Source organism: Bradyrhizobium sp. PMVTL-01 (assembly GCF_051861855.1).
Taxonomy (GTDB): domain Bacteria; phylum Pseudomonadota; class Alphaproteobacteria; order Rhizobiales; family Xanthobacteraceae; genus Bradyrhizobium.
In genome coordinates this window covers 4,343,828-4,362,265 of record NZ_CP193982.1, presented here as the reverse complement: position 1 = coordinate 4,362,265, position 18,438 = coordinate 4,343,828, and the positions used below count along the sequence as shown (strand labels likewise).

The window sequence follows — 18,438 nt, the reverse complement described above, 5'->3', positions numbered from 1 at the left end:
GAGCATGACGACAGCCAAACGATGGACCTCGCAACTGCTTGCGATCGCCTTGCCCGCGCTGCTCATCGCGGCCCCGGCAGAGGCAATCGTGAGCACGGGCACGCCGACCGCGCTTCACAGCGACACAGATGGTGATGCTGACGCGGATCGCCAGGCGGTGAGCCGCGAGATCGAACGATTCCGCAGCTCCGCGATCACGATCAGCCAGGCCATGGCGATTGCTGAAGCCCGCCATGCCGGCGCCACCACCGCCGATGTGAGTTTCGACGGCGGCTCGGGCGTGCCGGTCTACCGGGTTAAGACCCTGCACAACGACCGGATCTGGCGCCACACCATCAATGCCGCGACCGGCGAGCTCGTCGGCGGCGAAGCCGCCCTGCCCCTCGCCGAGCTCGACCACGACGACCGCAGCAACCTCTCAGCGCTCGGTGCCATCAGGCACCGCCTTTCCGATGCCGTGCGCGTCGCCGAGCGCGCAGCCTCGGGCAAGGCCATCAGCGGCGGCCTCGTGCGCGAGCGCGGCCGGCTCAACTTCGCGATCGTCGTGATCAGCGGCGACGACCTCAAGGAGGTCATCCTGGAGCCGCCGGGCGCCCGCGCCAAATAGCGGCAGGTCCCTCGCGCGGCCACATTCCCGTCGAAAGGCCATTGACGGGCGCAAAACTCTCCCGCATAAGTCGCCGCCATGTTCGCGACCACCAAACGCACGACCAAAACCACCACGGCCCCAGGGGCCCGGGGAGGCGTGCGCACGTAGGTCGTCGACTTAAACGCATCAGCTCTACCGAAGCCCCGCCCTCGATGGTCCGGGGCTTTTTTGTTGTCTAGAACCCAATGGAGGAGAATGTGAGTAACGATCCCGTCGTCGCGATTGTCGGCGTCACCGGTGCGGTGGGCGCCGAATTCATCGCCACCATGGACAAGCGCGGCTTTCGCGTCGGCAAGCTCAAGGCACTCGCAAGCGCCCGCTCGGCCGGCAAGACGGTGTCGTTCCGCGGCCAGAACGTCGTCATCGAGGAGTTGACCGAGCGCGCCTTCGAGGGCGTCGACATCGCCCTGTTCTCGGCCGGCAGCGGCATCTCGAAGAAGTATGCGCCCATCGCGGTCAAGGCCGGCGCCGTCGTGGTCGACAACTCCTCGGCCTTCCGCATGGATCCCAACGTGCCGCTGGTGATTCCCGAGATCAACGCGAACCGCATCCGCGACCACAAGGGCATCATCGCCAACCCGAACTGCGCCGCGATCACCGCGCTGGTGCCGCTCTGGCCGATCCACCAGAAGAATCACATCAAGCGCGTGATCATCTCGACCTACCAGGCGGCAAGCGGCGCCGGCGCAGCTGCAATGGAGGAGCTCGTCGAATCCACCCGCGCCAATCTCAACGGGCAGGTCTATACGCCCAAGGTGATGCCGCACCCCTACGCCTTCAATCTCTTCAACCACAACACCGCTGTTGATCCGGAGACCGGCTACAACGACGAAGAGACCAAGGTGATCAAGGAGACCCGCAAGATCTTCGAGGACGAGAAGATTGCGATCGGCGTCACCTGCGTGCGCGTGCCGGTGCTCCGCGCGCATTGCGAGGCCATCACCTTCGAATGCGAGAAGCCGATTACCGAGGACCAGGTCCGCGCCATCATGGCGCAGGCCCCCGGCGTGAAGGTCGTCGACGATCGCGCCAAGAACTACTTCCCGATGCCGATCGACGCCTCGGGTCAGGACGACGTCCTGGTCGGCCGAATCCGCAAGGACCTCAGCGATCCCTCAGGGCATTCGATCTCGATGTTCGTCGCGGCAGACCAGCTGCTCAAGGGCGCGGCGCTGAACGCGGTGCAGATCGCCGAGCTCTTGCCGCAGCGGGTGATGGCGTAACGCACTCTCTATCCGTCATCGTGAGGTGCTCCCCGTGCAGCGCGAGGCGCTGCACGGGGAGCTTCGAAGGATGCAAGGCCGAGGTGTCGCGGCGGGGTCGACGCCCTTCGAGGATCGCCGAAGAGGCGAGCACCTCCAGCGACAACGGCTTCGCCATTGCGCGGGGGCGACGGTGATGGGTTTGCGCTGGTCGCCTACGTCCCTGCCCGGAACAACAAACACGCATCGCCATACGAATAGAACCTGTACCCGCTCGCAATCGCGTGCGCATAGGCGGCCTTCATCGCCTCGAGCCCGGAGAATGCCGACACCAGCATGAACAGTGTCGATTTCGGCAGATGGAAATTCGTCATCAGGACATCGACCGCGCTGAAGCGATAGCCGGGGGTGATGAAGATCGAGGTTTCGGCCGCGAACGGCTGGATGGTGCCGTCTTCGCTCACCGCGCTTTCGAGCAGACGCAATGACGTGGTGCCGACCGCGACGATGCGGCCGCCATTCTTCTTAGCGGTGTTGAGCCGCTCGGCCGTCTCGGCCGGGATCGTGCCCCACTCGGCATGCATCTTGTGGCCATCGGTGTCGTCGACCTTCACCGGCAGGAAGGTCCCTGCCCCGACATGCAGGGTGACGCGGTTGATGCCAATGCCGCGCGTGCGCAGTGCCTGCTCCAGCGCGGGCGTGAAATGCAGGCCCGCAGTTGGAGCAGCAACCGCGCCCTCGTTCGCCGCGAACATGGTCTGATAGTCCGCAAAATCCTGATCGTCAGGCGTGCGCTTGGAGGCGATGTAGGGCGGCAGTGGGGGGCTGCCGAGATCGGCGATGGCCTGATCGAGCGCCGGGCCGTGGAACGAGAACGAGAGCGTCACCTCGCCCTCGCTGCCCTTGACCTCGACTTCGGCGTCGAGGTGGCCGAGCAGGCAGACCTTGCCCTCATTGCCGAAGCGGATGCGGTCGCCGGCTGTGAGCTTCTTCGCCGGCTTCACCAGCGCCTGCCAGCGAGAGCCGTCGAGGCGCTTGATCAGCGTCGCCTCGATCTTCGGCTCGGTCTCGCGGCCGATCCGCCGGCCCTTCAATTGCGCCGCGATCACCTTGGTGTCGTTGACGACGAGCTGGTCGCCGGGCCGCAGCCATTGCGGCAGGTCGGCAATGGCCTGGTCGCGCAGCGCGCCGTTCTCGACCACCAGCATCTTCGCGGAGTCGCGCGGGCTCGCCGGGCGCAAGGCGATGCGCTCGGCGGGCAGGTGGAAATCGAAGAGATCGGTGCGCATGTCGGGTTCAATGCCGTGCAGTCAGACCCTCATGGTCAGGAGGCGCGTCAGCGCCGTCTCGAACCACGAAGGCAAAGCTGCGGCAGCGGGCCCTTCATCCTTCGAGACGCGAGTTCCGCGCTCCTCGGGATGAGGGTCAAGGACTTATCCCTTGTCAGCAGCCATCCGCGCCTTGACGATCTTGTCCGGGTTCTGCACCGGCTCGCCCCGCTTGATCTTGTCGACGTTCTCCATGCCCTCGGTGACCTTGCCCCACACCGTGTACTGGTTGTCGAGGAAACGGGCGTCGTCGAAGCAGATGAAGAACTGGCTGTCGCCGGAATCGGGGTTGGCGGCGCGCGCCATCGAGGCGGTGCCGCGCACATGCGGCTCCTTGTTGAATTCGGCCTTCAGCTTCTTGCCGGAGCCGCCGGTGCCGGTGCCGTGCGGGCAGCCGGTCTGGGCCATGAAGCCCTCGATCACTCGGTGGAACACGATACCGTCATAGAAGCCTTCGCGGACCAGTTCCTTGATGCGCGCGACGTGGTTCGGCGCGAGGTCGGGCCGCATCTCGATGGTGACAGGGCCCTGCGTGGTCTCGAGGATCAAGGTGTTTTCGGTGACGCTCATGCTCGTCTCTCTTGCGTTGGGGGTGAAGTCTTCCGGTTACGGAACTGGATCGCGAATGGACGCCCCGCAGCGGCGCCGGCCATCGCTTCGGTAAATGGCATCGGGGTGCAGCGTTGCAACGCCTCCATCACCGCGATCCGGTATTGCAGCCGGTCATTGTCGGAGGCCTCCGCGGATTCATAGGTAATCCTCGGATGGCCTAGAATGTTTCCGGCCCGGTTAAAGCTCACGACCACGGTGATGTCGAGTGGCCGAGCCTTGGCGGGCGGCGGCGGCTTCCAGCAGGTGCGCAGATGCCGGAAGACGTCCTGGATGGTGTTGACCTGTGCGTCCTCGGCCTTCGCGCCTGAGACACCGATCAGCAGCACCGCGGCAGCGAGCAGAAGCCTGTTGCCGCAGCGCGCCATCGCGCTTTCCTACTTGATGTCGGAAGCGACCTGCACCTTCACCATCTTGTCGGGATCGGTGACGGTGCCGCTGGCGGAGCCAGGAGGCGCCTTCTTCAGCTTGTCGACGACGTCCATGCCCTGCACGACCTCGCCGATCACGGTGTACTGGCCATCGAGGCTGCCGCCATCCGCGAACATGATGAAGAACTGCGAGTTGGCGCTGTCGACGCTGTCGCCTCGGCGGGCCATCCCCACGATGCCGCGGGCAAAATGCACCTTGGAGAATTCCTGCTTCAGGTTCGGATATTTCGAGCCGCCGGTGCCGTTGAATTTCTCGCCGTCGCCGGTCTGCGCCATGAAGCCGTCCATCACGCGGTGGAACGGCACGTTGTTGTAATAGCCCTCGCGCGCAAGCGTCTTGAGGCGCTCGGCGTGCTGCGGCGCCAGATCGGTGCGAAGCTTGATGACGATGCGGCCCTTGGTGGTGTCGATGACGAGCGCATTGGCCTTGTCGAGATTCCCAGGCAGTTGCTGCGCCATCGCCGGCGCCGCGCCAACGAGCGCGGCAAAGATCGTGGCAAGAATTGCGAGACGACGGATCATGAAAACTCCGGATGAGGTGAGATGAAGACGCGCGCCGTTATCCGGCGAATTTGGCCTTGAGCAGGGTGGCAACGAGCGGCGGCACGAAGGTCGAGACATCTCCGCCCATCCCCGCGATCTGGCGCACCAAAGTGGCGGTGATCGGGCGGACCATGGGAGAGGCCGGCAGGAAGACCGTGTGCACCTCGGGCGCCATGGCCTCATTCATGCCGGCAAGCTGCATCTCGTAATCGAGGTCGGTGCCGTCGCGCAGGCCCCGAATCATGATGGTCGCGCCGTGCTTGCGCGCCGCGGTCACCGACAGGTCGTCAAACGTCACCGCTTCGAGCACGCAGCCGGCCTGGGCCGCAATTGGACCGCAGACGTCCTCGAGCATCTTCAGCCGCTCCTCGGTCGAGAACAGCGGCTTCTTGCCGGGATGGACGCCGATCGCGACCACCAGGCGGTCGCACAGCGGAACGGCATGCCGGACCACGTCCAGATGGCCGTTGGTGATGGGGTCGAAGGAACCCGGATAGAAGGCGATGCGCGGCATGGCCCCCTCCTACCGCGCCCGGCCCGGCCCGGCAAGCCGGGCAGGTTCCTTGTCCGTTTTTCCCTCCCGCTTGCCCGGAAATGTCTGCTGGAGGTGTCGGCAATGCCCGGTTTGTTTCGTCCTGGGGGAGCCACGAAACAAAACAGAGTGCGAACGAAACCATTTCCGGCCTCCGCGAAGACGTCCGGAAACCGGCCATGGTTACTGATCCGGCCAACGAACGACGGGCCGCGTACTGGGCGTAGGCGGCCGCATCACAGGGGACTGTCAATGATCAAGGCTCTTTCAGCGATCGCTCTGTCTGCGTGTGTTGCCGCGGCCCTCAGCCTCCTGCCCGGCTTTGCCCCGACGGTCGAAGCCAGCGTGCCGCAGCCGCTGGCCAAGAGCGACCGGCTCGATATCCGCACCCTCGGCCGTGACTGCTCGCAGCAGGCCTGGCCGAATTTCGAGGCGTCCTGCCTGCGCCGCGCCGGCACCAGGGCGGATGTCCGCGAGGCCCGCCTCGTGACCGCCGACCGCACGCCGTAGTCGGCCTTGTCAGCTTCGCGTCAGCTAAGCCCCTCAGGATAAACCCCATGGATATTTGCGACGTCCCGTCGCACACTGCGTGATGCTTGCGCCCGTCGGAATGGCCCGCGGTGCGCGATCCCATCGGGGGGGTTGCCATTGTCCAGTACGCCCGCGGTCGCTTCCGGCCATCATCCTGATCCGCTGCCGTTTGCCATGACCATGGGCGCCCTCGGGGTGGTCTATGGCGATATCGGCACCAGCCCCCTTTACGCCTTGAAGGAAGCCGCCAAGGCGGCCGCCCATAGCGGCACGATAAGTCACGACGCTGTCCTAGGGGTTGCTTCGCTGATCCTATGGGCGCTGCTGCTGATCATCTCGCTGAAATATGCGCTGCTGATCCTGCGCGCGGACAATCGGGGTGAAGGCGGCATCGTTGCCCTGCTGGCCCTGCTCCACGCGCGCAACGCCCAACCCGGCACATGGCGGGCGCATCTGCTCGTGGTCGGCCTCGTCGGTGCCGCCCTGCTCTATGGCGACGGCGCGATCACGCCGGCGATCTCCGTGCTCAGCGCCATCGAGGGCCTCAAGGTCGACGCGCCTTCGCTGGCGACGGCGGTCGTGCCCGTGACCGTTGCAATCCTGATCGGCCTGTTCATGATGCAGAAGCAGGGCACCGGCTTTATCGGCCGCATCTTCGGCCCGGTGATGCTGACCTGGTTCGTCGTGCTCGCCGCGCTCGGCATCCACGGCATCGTCAAGCACCCGGCGGTGCTGGCGGCGCTCAGCCCGCTCTATGCTTTCGACTTCCTGATCCACCAGGATTTCCACATCTCCTTCGCCATCCTCGGCGCAGCCTTCCTCGCAGTGACCGGGGGCGAGGCCATGTATGCCGATATGGGCCATTTCGGCCGCCTGCCGATCCGGCTCGCCTGGTTCGCGATCTGCCTGCCGGCGCTGGTGCTGAACTATTTCGGCCAGGCCGCGCTGCTGATCACCGATCCCACGATGATCGAGAATCCGTTCTTCCAGCTCTGCCCCGACGCCCTGCATTATCCGCTGGTCGCCTTCTCTGCGGTCGCGACCGTGATCGCCTCGCAGGCGATCATCTCCGGCGTGTTCTCGCTGACCCAGCAGTCGATTCAGCTCGGCTTCCTGCCGCGGATGCTGATCCGCCACACCACCAGCGATGCGATCGGCCAGATCTACGTGCCCTTGGTGAACTGGCTGCTCGCCGCGGCAACGCTCGGGGCAGTGCTGAGCTTCGGCACCTCGGACGCGCTCGCCGGCGCTTACGGCATCGCCGTGTCGCTGCTGATGGCGATAACGACGCTGCTGGCGGCCCTGGTTGCGATCCAGTGGGGCTATTCACCCTGGCTCGTGGTCGCCGTGAACGGCTTCTTCTTCGTGATCGACGTGATCTTCTTCTCGGCGAATTCGATCAAGCTGTTCGAGGGCGGCTGGTTTCCGCTGCTGCTCGCCGGTCTCGTCGCCTTCCTGATGCTGACCTGGCGCGCCGGCGTGAAGCTGGTCGAAGCAGCACGAGCCCGGCTGCGCCAGCCGGAGGAGGACCTGATCGAGACCGCGGTCAACAAATGCAGGGCCAGGCTGCCCGGAACGGCCGTGTTCCTGGCCTCCGCGCCGCGCGGCGTGCCGCTCGCGCTGACACAGTTCGTCAAGCACAACCACGTGCTGCACGAACGCGTCCTGCTGGTCACCGTGCTGATCGAGGAATTGCCGCACATTCCCGACGAGGAACGCGCAGAGGTGATCGAGATCATTCCCGGCATCACCCGCGTAATCCTGCATTACGGCTTCATGCAGAACCCGACCATCTATGAAGGACTGGAGCTCACTTGCCGCCAGGGCAAGCTGCCCGGCATCGACCTCGCCGAGATCACCTATTACGTCGGCCGCGAGACCATCATCCCGCGCGAGGACGTCCCGGGCATGTGGGTGTGGCGCGAAGGCCTGTTCGCCTTTCTGCAGCGCAACGCCGAACGCTCGGCCGCGTTCTTCGGCGTGCCGACCAAGCAGGTGGTAGAGTTCGGGACGGAGCTGGAGATCTAGGGAATGACGCGTCGCCCGGACGGCGCAGCGCAATCCGGGACTTTTGCCTTGCGAGAACCCGGATTTCGCTTCGCTCCAGCCGGGTTACGGGCCTTCCTACGAGCCGTTCTCGCCGTTGCCGCTCTCCGCCTCTTCCGTGATGTGCTCGACCGAGACGACGTGCTCGTCCTCGGCAGTGTCGAACACGATGACGCCTTGCGTCGAGCGGCCGGCGATGCGGATGCCTTCGACCGGGCAGCGGATCAGCTGGCCCTTGTCGGTGACCAGCATGATCTGGTCGGCCTCCTCAACGGGGAAGGATGCCACCAGGTTGCCATTGCGGTTGTTGACGCTCATGGCGACGATGCCTTTGCCGCCGCGGCCCGTGGTGCGGTACTCGTAGGACGAGGTCCGCTTGCCATAGCCGTTGACGGAGACGGTCAGCACGACCTGCTCCTGCGCCGACATCTCGACATAGCGCTCCTGCGGCAGCTGGAAGCTGCCTGAAGCCTCCTCGGCCTCGGCATCCCCCGGCGCCTCTTCCGAGGCAGCCTCGCCCGCGACAGCGCGGCGCATCTTCAAATATGCCGAGCGCTCGTCCGAGGTGGTCTCGACGTGGCGCAGGATCGCCAGCGAAATCACCTTGTCGCCTTCGCCGAGCGCGATGCCGCGCACGCCCATCGAGGTGCGCCCGGTGAACACGCGCACGTCGGTGACGGGGAAGCGGATGCACTGGCCGCCGGCGGCCGTCAGCAGCACGTCGTCGCGCTCGGTGCAGATCTGCACGTCGACGATCGCCTCGTTGTCGTCGAGCTTCATGGCGATGATGCCAGAGCGGCGGACGTCGACGAAGTCGGACAGTTTGTTGCGGCGGACGTTGCCGCCCGTGGTGGCGAACATCACGTCGAGCTGGCCCCAGGTCGATTCATCCTCCGGCAGCGGCATGATGGTGGTGATGCGCTCGCCCTGCTCCAGCGGCAGAATATTGATCATGGCCTTGCCGCGCGCGTTCGGCGCGGCCATGGGCAGCCGCCAGACCTTTTCCTTGTAGACCTGGCCGCGCGAGGAGAAGAACAGCACCGGCGTGTGCGTGGAGGCCACGAACAGGCGGCTGACGAAATCCTCGTCGCGGGTCTGCATGCCGGAGCGGCCCTTGCCGCCGCGGCGCTGCGCCCGGTAGGCCGACAGCGGCACGCGCTTGACGTAGCCGGCGTGCGAGACGGTGACGACCATGTCCTCGCGCTGGATCAGGTCCTCGTCCTCGACCTCGCCTTCCTGCTCCATGATCACGGTGCGGCGAGGTGTCGCGAACTCCGCCTTCACCTCGGCAAGCTCGGTCTTGATGATGTCGAGGATACGGGCGCGCGAGCGCAGGATATCGAGATAGTCGCCGATCTCGCCGGCGAGCTTTCCGAGCTCTTCGCCGATCTCGTCGCGGCCCAGCGCGGTGAGACGGGCGAGGCGCAGCTCCAGGATCGCCCTCGCCTGCTCCAGCGACAGGCGGATGGTGCCATCCTCGTTGATGCGATGGCGGGGATCGTCGATCAGCGTGATGATGTCCTCGACGTCGCGCGCAGGCCAGTCGCGCGTCATCAGGGTCTCGCGCGCGGCAGCCGGCGTCGGCGAGTGCCGGATCACCTTGATGATCTCGTCGATATTGGCGACCGCGATGGCCAGGCCGACCTGCTCATGCGCGCGCTCGCGCGCCTTGCGCAGCTTGTACTTGGTCCGGCGGGTGACGACCTGCTCGCGGAAGCCGACGAAGATCGTCAGCATGTCCTTGAGATTCATGGTCTGCGGACGGCCGGAATCGAGCGCGACGGCGTTGACGCCGAAGCTCGTCTGCAGCGGCGTGAACTTGTATAGCTGATTCAGCACGACGTCGGGCACCGCATCGCGCTTGAGCTCGACGACGACGCGATAGCCCTCGCGGTCGGACTCGTCGCGCAGGTCGGAGATGCCCTCGATCTTCTTTTCCTTGTAGAGCTCGGCGATGCGCTCGACCATCGTCGCCTTGTTCACCTGATACGGGATCTCGGTGATGACGATCGCCTCACGCTCTTTCCGGATCGTCTCGAAGGTGACCTTGCCGCGCATCACGATCGAGCCGCGGCCGAGATGGTAGGCGCTGCGGATGCCCTGGCGTCCGAGAATGATGCCGCCGGTCGGGAAATCCGGGCCCGGGATGATGTTGATGAGCTCGTCGATGGTCAGGGACGGATTGTCGATCAGCGCGACGCAGGCGTCGATCACCTCGCCGAGATTGTGCGGCGGGATGTTGGTGGCCATGCCGACCGCGATGCCGCCGGCGCCGTTGACCAGCAGGTTCGGGAACCGCGCGGGCAGAACCACCGGCTCCTTCTCGGAGCCGTCGTAATTGTCCTGGAAGTCGACCGTGTCGTCGTCGATGTCCTCGAGTAGCTTCAGCGCGATCTTGGTCAGGCGGGACTCGGTGTAGCGCATCGCCGCCGGCGGATCGCCGTCGACCGAGCCGAAATTGCCCTGCCCGTCGATCAGCGGCGCGCGCATCGAGAAGTCCTGCGCCATGCGCACCAATGCGTCGTAGATCGCCTGGTCGCCATGCGGGTGGTACTTGCCCATGACCTCGCCGACGGCACCGGCGGACTTCTTGTGCTTCTTGTCCGGGGTGTCGCCGCGATTGTTCATCGCGAACAGGATGCGGCGGTGCACCGGCTTCAACCCGTCGCGCGCATCGGGTAGCGCACGCGCCACGATCACGCTCATGGCGTAATCGAGATAGGACTTCTTCATCTCCTCGTAGATGGAAACGGGGCGAATGTCCGAGGGATGCGCCGGCTGGTCGCCGGGCCTGTTGTCGTCGTCAGCCAAGGGGGAATCCGGTGAGTTTTTGTCTGCGAATCATATAGCGCATCGCACCCCTGATAACCACCCTTGTCGGTGCTTCGGGAAGCCTTTTTCCGACAGTTTTTCCAGTGACTTACGCCCTACCCGGCACCGCCCGGCACGAGACCGGAACAAGCGCTGCGAAACCGGCTCTCACGCCCCGAAAATCACCCGGTGCATGACGCGCCCGGGCATCAGCGTGAACAGGCCCGCCACCACCAGCGCACCGGCGAAGATGAAGGTCATCATCCGCCGGTGATCGGCGACGCGATGGGTGTGCGCCCGCCACACCGCCAGCGGCAGAACCACCAGGGTGAAGATCGACAACAGATGGATCGGGCTGAACGGCCCGATGAGGCGGATCTGGTGGATCCAGAACGACGAGGCGGCCACGACCAGCATCAGGACCACCCAGATCCAGCCGATCGAACGGTGCGGCAGCGTACCCTTGGGGGCGGAGAACTGGACGAGGCCGAGCACGAAGGCGGCCATGGCGGCAAAGGCGTGCAGCGGGATTGCAGGCGCGGCCTCAAGCAGCGGCGCAAGGCTCATGCGGGGCTCCCCCTCACAGGTTGAGCGCAACCTATGTGAACAGGATTAACATGAAGTCAATACGGTTCACATCGCGCCTCGCCAACGACTTGAGGCAGCGCGTGAGGCGAACTCGGAAAACCGAGCCGTGCGGGTCAATTGGTAAGAAGTCCCGCCGCTTCACGCGAGCAGGCAACATCCGGCAGCAACTGCTCACCTGCCTCAGAACGGGATATCGTCGTCCATGTCGCTGTTGCGGCCGCCGCCCGCGGCAACAGGACGGCGCGGCGCGCTGCTCACCGGACCGGAGGAGCCGAAATCACCGCCCGGCTCGTCGCCGAAGCTACCGCCTCCGCCGCCACCACCGCGGCCATCGAGCATGGTCAACGTCGAGTTGAAACCCTGCAGCACGACCTCGGTCGAATACTTTTCGACACCGCTCTGGTCGGTCCATTTGCGGGTCTGGAGCGCGCCCTCGATGTACACCTTCGCGCCCTTCTTCAGATACTGCTCGGCGACCTTGCAGAGCCCCTCATTGAAGATCACGACGCGATGCCACTCGGTCTTTTCCTTGCGCTCGCCGCTGTTCTTGTCGCGCCACGTCTCCGAGGTCGCGATGCTCAAATTCGCGATCGGCCGCCCGTCCTGCGTGCGGCGGATTTCAGGATCCTTGCCGAGATTTCCAACCAGAATGACCTTGTTGACGCTTCCCGCCATCGCCGCTCTCCACTCCAAATGCTGAATTCGTAAGACTGCATGCGCAGGACCGCACCGCGCCCCGCGGTTCTCTGCAATCTGTTTGACCCGACCCTATACGCTTGCGCGGACCGATCAGCCCATCAGCGCTCGGGTTATCCCCACATATAGCATCGCCTGCCGACTTGTTCGAGATTTGTTCTTTTCGGGTGGATGCGGAATATTGGACCCGGACGGTGCCTGAATGCCTCTAAAATGGCCCGCAGCCGTATGGAACTTTTTCGGGTTCCCTAAAGCAGCGAAAACCGCTTAACATTCATCCAGTTACATCCACGCACTTGCCTTGAGACTGTTGCATTTCGGAGACGGACTCCGCCTCCCGATTGAGCTAGGGTTGCTTCGGAATGAGTTCATACGGGCGTCGCGCCTGATCGGCCGCTTGGGGGACCCTCAAGAAGCGGACCTTACCCGGGGAGACTGCAATGAATAAGATTTTAATTGGTACAATCGGTGCTGTGGCGTTGGGCCTGTCTGCTCCTGCGAGCGCGGCGGATCTGGCGGCGCGTCCTTACACCAAGGCTCCGCCGCCGGTGGTCGCGACCATCTACGACTGGAGCGGCTTCTACATCGGCATCAACGGGGGCTGGGGCTCCAGTCGCAATTGCTGGGACTTCGTGACTCCAGTGACCGGCACGCTGTTCAACGACGGCTGCCATGACGCAACGGGCGGCACGATCGGTGGTCAGGTCGGCTATCGCTGGCAATCGGCCAATTGGGTGTTTGGCGTGGAAGGCCAGGGCAACTGGGCTGATTTCAGCGGACGCAACATCAGCCCGACCGCGCCAGCTCAGCAGAACCGTACGCGGGTCGATGCCTTCGGCTTGATTACCGGTCAGATCGGCTATGCCTGGAATAACGTTTTGCTCTACGTCAAGGGCGGCGCTGCCGTCGTGGACGACAGATACGACCTCATCGTCGCGCCGGGCTTTGTGGGTGCTGGCACGACCTTCGGTTCGACCAGCGGAACACGCTGGGGCGGAACGGTCGGCGCGGGCATCGAATTTGGCTTCGCTCCGAACTGGTCGGTGGGCTTCGAGTACGATCACATCTTCCTCGGCACCCGCAACGTCGACTTCACCGCGGGCGGATTCTTCATTCAAACCGAACGCGTCCGTCAGGACGTCGATCTCGCCCTCGTCCGCTTGAACTACCGTTGGGGCGGCCCGGCGATCGCCAGGTACTGATCGCCAGCAAGTCTCGTCTGACGAAAGGCCGGCCTCGCGCCGGCCTTTTTGCTGTCTGCGAGCGAACAGGACGATCCGTCAGCGATTATGACGTTTTGCCCCTGTTGTGGCTTTTTGGGTACACAACTTGCGGCTTCGTTCGTGTAAGCACCACGCCAGTTGGACCACAGCGTCCGATGCCCTTCCGTTCACGGAAGGCAAGAAGAGAAACTGGGACTGGGATTTAAGTTGAAAATGAAGAAGGTTTTGTTGGCTTCGGCCTGTTTGTTCGCTCTGGCTGCCCCCGCGTCGGCGGCTGATCTCGCGGCCCGCCCGTACACCAAGGCTCCGGTGGCTGTGGCTTCGGTCTACAACTGGACCGGGTTTTACATCGGCGCCAACGCCGGTGGCGGCTCCAGCCACAATTGCTGGGATACGACCGCTGTTGTCGGCGTGGCCGTCCCGGTCACAGCTGAAGGTTGCCACGATGCGACCGGCGCAATCGTCGGCGGCCAGATCGGCTATCGCTGGCAGTCCGCCAGCTGGGTGTTCGGCCTCGAGGCACAGGGCGATTGGGCAGACCTGAAGGGCTCGAACACCAGTTCGCCCGCCGCCTTGTTCCCGCTGGTGAACAACACCAAGATCGATGCTATTGGCCTCTTCACCGGTCAGGTGGGCTACGCCTGGAACAACGTGCTCTGGTACGTGAAGGGCGGCGCGGCCGTCACCCACAACAAGTTCAGCGGCACTCTGGCCGGCGTCACGTTCGACACCGCCAACGAAACCCGTTGGGGCGGCACCGTCGGCACCGGCATCGAGTTCGGCTTCGCTCCGAACTGGTCGGTCGGAGTCGAATACAACCACCTGTTCATGGGCAAGCACACCGATACCTTCACCTTCCTCGGCGTGAACACCCGCAGCGACAGCATCAAGCAGGACGTGGACATGGCCACGGTACGCTTGAATTACACCTTCGGCGGCCCGATCGTCGCGAAGTACTAAGCTTCGTCTCCGACGCTCTTGCGTTTCGAAAGGCCGGCCCCGCGCCGGCCTTTTTGTTTGGCGGCACGCCCCAGCGCAGTTCCGCACGCCCTGCTGCTGCCAGATGCCGCCAGCACGCCAACATTCCGTTGACGATTCGCAACTCCCTCTGGAAATCCGCCTCCGTTCTTCCTACGTTCGCTGCCATACCCATCGGCGCCGATCCCGGTTCCGGGCGCAGCGCGCCTTTTTTATTGGCGCGATCGCGCACCTTTGGGCTTCCTTGAGGGCAACTCGGATGGATGAAGTGATCAAGGCGAAGCGCCAACAACAGAACGCGGGCTCGAGCCTGCGCGCAATTGCGATCCGCGGCGCGCGCGAGCACAACCTCAAGAACATCGACGTCGAGATCCCCCGTGACAAGCTGGTGGTGTTCACCGGCCTCTCCGGCTCCGGCAAGTCCTCGCTCGCCTTCGACACCATCTATGCCGAGGGCCAGCGCCGCTACGTCGAATCGCTGTCGGCCTATGCACGCCAGTTCCTGGAGATGATGCAGAAGCCCGACGTCGACCAGATCGATGGCCTGTCGCCGGCGATCTCGATCGAGCAGAAGACGACCTCGAAGAACCCGCGCTCGACCGTCGGCACCGTCACCGAGATCTACGACTACATGCGCCTCCTGTGGGCGCGCGTCGGCGTTCCCTATTCGCCGGCCACCGGCCTGCCGATCGAGAGCCAGACCGTCTCGCAGATGGTCGATCGCGTGCTGGCGCTGCCCGAGGGCACGCGCCTCTATCTGCTCGCCCCCGTCGTCCGCGGGCGCAAGGGCGAGTACCGGAAAGAGCTCGCCGAATGGCTCAAGAAGGGCTTCCAGCGCGTCAAGATTGACGGCACCTTCCACGAGCTGGCGGAAGCCCCGACGCTCGACAAGAAATTCCCGCACGACATCGACGTCGTGGTCGACCGCATCGTGGTGCGTCCCGACATCGGCCAGCGCCTCGCCGAGAGTTTTGAGACCGCGCTGAAGCTCGCCGACGGCCTCGCCGTCATCGAGTTCGCCGACGCGCCGGCGGCCGCAGCGACGGAGGAGAAAAAGAAGACCGCAAAGATCCACGACAAGAGCGGGCCCGAGCGCATCCTGTTCTCGGAAAAGTTCGCCTGCCCCGTCTCCGGCTTCACCATCCCGGAGATCGAGCCGCGGCTGTTCTCGTTCAACAACCCCTACGGCGCCTGCCCCGCCTGCGGCGGACTCGGCGTCGAGCAGCACGTCGACGAGGACCTCGTCATCCCCGACAAGGAGCTGTCCCTGCGCAAGGGCGCGATCGCGCCCTGGGCCAAGTCCTCCTCGCCCTATTACGAGCAGACGCTGACCGCGCTCGGCAAGCACTACAAGTTCACGCTCGACACCAAGTGGAAGGACCTCGCCAAGAAGACCAAGGACGCGATCCTCTACGGCTCCGGGGAGGACGAGATCAAGTTCTCCTACCAGGACGGCGTGCGCTCCTACGACACCAAGAAGCCGTTCGAGGGCGTCATCACCAACATCAACCGCCGCTATCGCGAAACCGAAAGCGAATGGGCCCGCGAGGAACTGGCGAAGTATTTCCACGACGTGCCCTGCGAGGGCTGCAAGGGTTTTCGGCTCAAGCCCGAGGCGCTCTGCGTCAAGGTCGGGGCTAAGCATATCGGCGAGATCTCGGAGCTGTCGGTCAAGAAGGCCGGCGAGTGGTTCGAGACCGTGCCGGAGGCGCTGAACAAGCAGCAGAACGAGATCGCCGGCCGCATCCTGAAAGAAATCCGCGAGCGCCTGACCTTCCTGCTCGACGTCGGCCTCAACTATCTCACCCTCTCCCGCTCCTCCGGCACGCTGTCCGGCGGCGAGAGCCAGCGCATCCGCCTGGCCTCGCAGATCGGCTCGGGCCTGACGGGCGTGCTCTACGTGCTGGACGAGCCCTCGATCGGCCTGCACCAGCGCGACAACGCCCGCCTGCTCGACACTCTCAAGAGGCTGCGCGACCTCGGCAACACCGTGGTCGTGGTCGAGCATGACGAGGACGCCATCCGGCTTGCCGACTACGTGCTCGATATCGGTCCCGGCGCCGGCATGCATGGCGGCAACATCGTCGCCGAAGGCACGCCTGCCGAGATCATGCGCAACCCGAAATCGCTCACCGGCAAGTACCTGACCGGCGAGCTCGAGGTCGAGGTCCCGGAGCGGCGCCCGCCGAACCACCGCCGCACCATCAAGGTGGTCAACGCGCGCGGCAATAACCTCAAGAACGTCACCGCCGAGATTCCGCTCGGCCTGTTCACCTGCGTCACCGGCGTCTCCGGCGGCGGCAAGTCGACGCTGCTGATCGACACGCTCTACCGCGCCATCGCGCGCAAGCTGAACGGCGCCAGCGAAGGCGCCGCGCCGCACGACCGCATCGAGGGCCTCGAGCACATCGACAAGATCATCGATATCGACCAGTCGCCGATCGGCCGCACCCCGCGCTCGAATCCGGCGACCTATACCGGCGCCTTCACGCCGATCCGCGAATGGTTCGCCGGCCTGCCCGAGGCGAAAGCGCGCGGCTATGAGCCCGGCCGCTTCTCCTTCAACGTCAAGGGCGGCCGCTGCGAGGCGTGCCAGGGCGACGGCGTCATCAAGATCGAGATGCACTTCCTGCCCGACGTCTACGTCACCTGCGACGTCTGCAAGGGCAAGCGCTACAACCGCGAGACGCTGGAGGTCCTGTTCAAGGGCAAGAGCATCGCCGACGTGCTCGACATGACCGTGGAGGAAGCCGCCGAATTCTTCAAGGCGGTGCCGCGCGTGCGCGAGACTTTTCAGACCCTGCACCGGGTCGGCCTCGACTACATCCACGTTGGCCAGCAGGCGACGACCCTCTCGGGCGGCGAAGCCCAGCGCGTCAAGCTGGCAAAGGAGCTGTCCAAGCGCGCCACCGGCCGTACGCTCTACATCCTGGACGAGCCCACCACCGGCCTGCACTTCCACGACGTCAAGAAGCTGCTGGAGGTGCTGCACGAGCTGGTCGCGCAGGGCAACACGGTCGTCGTCATCGAGCATAATCTCGAAGTCATCAAGACCGCCGACTGGGTCATCGACCTCGGCCCCGAAGGCGGCGACGGCGGCGGCGAGATCGTCGCCTGGGGCCCGCCGGAGGACATTGCGAAAGCGCCGCGGAGCTACACAGGCAAGTTTTTGGAGCCGGTGCTGAAGAAGGCGAGGAAGCCGAAGCGGCGGAGCACGAGCGAGGCGGCGGAGTAGTGCAGCCTCAGACTCCCTATTCCCTCGCCATCTTCGACCTCGACGGCACGCTCGCCGACAGCTTTCCCTGGTTCCTGCGCACCATCAATGACGTCGCCGATCGCTTCGGCTTTCGGCGCGTCGCCCACGAGGAGATCGAAGAGCTCCGGCATGCTTCGAGCCGCGAGATCCTTACCCGGCTCGAAGTGCCGCTGTGGAAGCTGCCGGCGATCGCCCGGCATGCGCGGCGGCTGAAGGCGGAAGCAGCAGCTGAGATTTCGCTGTTTGCTGGCGTCGAGGCGATGCTGCGGACGCTGGCCGACAACGGCGTGCAGCTCGCGCTGGTGACCTCCGACAGCGAGGCGAATGCTCGTGAGAAGCTCGGCGAGGCCGCGGCGTTGTTCGCGCATTACGACTGCTCGGCATCGCTGTTCGGCAAGGCCGCGAAATTCCGCCGAGTCGTTCGCCGCGCCGGCGTGGAGCCGAACCGCGTCATCGCGCTCGGCGACGAGGTTCGCGACATCGAGGCGGCGCGCACGGTCGGTATTCCCTGCGGCGCGGTCAGCTGGGGCTATGCGGCGCCGGCGGCCCTGCGGGCGCTGGGGCCGGATCACGTGTTTGAACGGATGGACGATATTGCATCGACGCTGTGCCCCGGTGCCGTAGCCCGGATGAGCGAATCGATATCCGGGAACGCCTGGGGATGAGGTCTGCTCTGTCCCGCATGTCGCTCCGCTCATGCGGGCTACCGCCCCCTCCATCGGCTTCACTTGTATGCCGCTGTGCAGCTTCTCGTAGCGCAATTTTCGCACAGTGGACCGCGCGGGTGCCAGCCGGCACCCGGCCTTCCCTGCGCCCGCGGCACTTTTGAGGGCGGCAACTGAAGCAAAGCTCGGGCAGAACTCGCCGCGAGAACGGGAAAGTGTGTCAGCGACTTCGAAGGCCCGGATGGAAGGGAAGCATGTCGCCCAAACCGTCATTGCGAGCGCAGCGAAGCAATCCAGATTGTCTCTGCGCAGGGCTTCTGGTTGCTTCGCTGGTATGACGTCAAAAACGG

Annotated in this window: 16 protein-coding genes; 8 read left to right on the top strand and 8 right to left on the bottom strand. The window is 64.8% G+C overall.

Annotated elements, in window-relative coordinates; all coding sequences use genetic code 11:
- Positions 1-4 precede the first annotated feature (4 nt).
- Both ACRQ5Q_RS21030 and ACRQ5Q_RS21025 read left to right on the top strand, forming a co-directional pair.
- Positions 5-607, top strand: coding sequence for a PepSY domain-containing protein (locus tag ACRQ5Q_RS21030; RefSeq protein ID WP_439392208.1), 603 nt, complete (start codon positions 5-7; stop codon positions 605-607).
- A gap of 227 nt (positions 608-834) precedes the next feature.
- Positions 835-1,872 (top strand): aspartate-semialdehyde dehydrogenase, encoded by a 1,038-nt coding sequence (locus ACRQ5Q_RS21025; protein WP_439368187.1) that lies wholly within the window; start codon positions 835-837, stop codon positions 1,870-1,872.
- 194 nt (positions 1,873-2,066) lie between these two features.
- On the opposite strand, the gene queA is transcribed toward ACRQ5Q_RS21025, so the two are convergent.
- The 5 genes from queA to coaD form a co-directional block, all read right to left on the bottom strand.
- Positions 2,067-3,140 carry a tRNA preQ1(34) S-adenosylmethionine ribosyltransferase-isomerase QueA gene (queA, locus tag ACRQ5Q_RS21020; RefSeq protein WP_439392207.1) on the bottom strand — a complete coding sequence of 358 codons (1,074 nt, stop codon included), beginning with the start codon at positions 3,138-3,140 and terminating at the stop codon, positions 2,067-2,069.
- Between the two features lie 144 nt (positions 3,141-3,284).
- Positions 3,285-3,749 carry a peptidylprolyl isomerase gene (locus ACRQ5Q_RS21015; protein WP_439368189.1) on the bottom strand — a complete coding sequence of 155 codons (465 nt, stop codon included), beginning with the start codon at positions 3,747-3,749 and terminating at the stop codon, positions 3,285-3,287.
- A complete protein-coding gene (locus ACRQ5Q_RS21010; RefSeq protein ID WP_439368190.1) occupies positions 3,746-4,156 on the bottom strand; it encodes a hypothetical protein in 411 nt (136 codons plus the stop codon). The genes ACRQ5Q_RS21015 and ACRQ5Q_RS21010 overlap by 4 nt, the downstream gene beginning before the upstream one ends.
- Before the next feature lie 9 nt (positions 4,157-4,165).
- Positions 4,166-4,741: a peptidylprolyl isomerase gene (locus tag ACRQ5Q_RS21005; RefSeq protein ID WP_439368191.1), complete on the bottom strand. Its 576-nt coding sequence runs from the start codon at positions 4,739-4,741 to the stop codon at positions 4,166-4,168.
- A gap of 37 nt (positions 4,742-4,778) precedes the next feature.
- Positions 4,779-5,276 (bottom strand): pantetheine-phosphate adenylyltransferase, encoded by a 498-nt coding sequence (gene coaD / locus ACRQ5Q_RS21000; protein ID WP_211411167.1) that lies wholly within the window; start codon positions 5,274-5,276, stop codon positions 4,779-4,781.
- 270 nt (positions 5,277-5,546) lie between these two features.
- Here coaD and ACRQ5Q_RS20995 point away from each other — a divergent pair, with 270 nt between their 5' ends.
- Both ACRQ5Q_RS20995 and ACRQ5Q_RS20990 read left to right on the top strand, forming a co-directional pair.
- Complete coding sequence (locus ACRQ5Q_RS20995; protein ID WP_439368194.1) at positions 5,547-5,804, top strand: hypothetical protein; 258 nt, start codon at positions 5,547-5,549, stop codon at positions 5,802-5,804.
- 195 nt (positions 5,805-5,999) lie between these two features.
- Entirely contained in the window at positions 6,000-7,853 is a 1,854-nt protein-coding gene (locus ACRQ5Q_RS20990; RefSeq protein ID WP_439399844.1) for a potassium transporter Kup, read from the top strand.
- Positions 7,854-7,949: 96 nt separating this feature from the next.
- Here the strand turns inward: ACRQ5Q_RS20990 and gyrA are convergent, their stop codons facing one another.
- The 3 genes from gyrA to ACRQ5Q_RS20975 all read right to left on the bottom strand — a co-directional run bounded on the left by gyrA (position 7,950) and on the right by ACRQ5Q_RS20975 (position 11,945).
- Positions 7,950-10,682, bottom strand: coding sequence for a DNA gyrase subunit A (gene gyrA / locus ACRQ5Q_RS20985; RefSeq protein ID WP_439392206.1), 2,733 nt, complete (start codon positions 10,680-10,682; stop codon positions 7,950-7,952).
- A gap of 168 nt (positions 10,683-10,850) precedes the next feature.
- Positions 10,851-11,249, bottom strand: coding sequence for a DUF2306 domain-containing protein (locus ACRQ5Q_RS20980; protein WP_439392205.1), 399 nt, complete (start codon positions 11,247-11,249; stop codon positions 10,851-10,853).
- Positions 11,250-11,450: 201 nt separating this feature from the next.
- Positions 11,451-11,945 (bottom strand): single-stranded DNA-binding protein, encoded by a 495-nt coding sequence (locus ACRQ5Q_RS20975; protein ID WP_018642151.1) that lies wholly within the window; start codon positions 11,943-11,945, stop codon positions 11,451-11,453.
- Between the two features lie 461 nt (positions 11,946-12,406).
- Between ACRQ5Q_RS20975 and ACRQ5Q_RS20970 the strand changes: the two genes are divergently transcribed.
- The 4 genes from ACRQ5Q_RS20970 (at position 12,407) to ACRQ5Q_RS20955 (ending at position 18,088) form a co-directional block, all read left to right on the top strand.
- Positions 12,407-13,168 carry an outer membrane protein gene (locus tag ACRQ5Q_RS20970; RefSeq protein WP_439368199.1) on the top strand — a complete coding sequence of 254 codons (762 nt, stop codon included), beginning with the start codon at positions 12,407-12,409 and terminating at the stop codon, positions 13,166-13,168.
- 234 nt (positions 13,169-13,402) lie between these two features.
- Positions 13,403-14,149: an outer membrane protein gene (locus ACRQ5Q_RS20965; RefSeq protein ID WP_439392204.1), complete on the top strand. Its 747-nt coding sequence runs from the start codon at positions 13,403-13,405 to the stop codon at positions 14,147-14,149.
- Positions 14,150-14,426: 277 nt separating this feature from the next.
- Complete coding sequence (gene uvrA, locus ACRQ5Q_RS20960; RefSeq protein WP_439392203.1) at positions 14,427-17,402, top strand: excinuclease ABC subunit UvrA; 2,976 nt, start codon at positions 14,427-14,429, stop codon at positions 17,400-17,402.
- Entirely contained in the window at positions 17,402-18,088 is a 687-nt protein-coding gene (locus ACRQ5Q_RS20955) for an HAD family hydrolase (RefSeq protein ID WP_439368204.1), read from the top strand. The genes uvrA and ACRQ5Q_RS20955 overlap by 1 nt, the downstream gene beginning before the upstream one ends.
- Positions 18,089-18,438 lie beyond the last annotated feature (350 nt).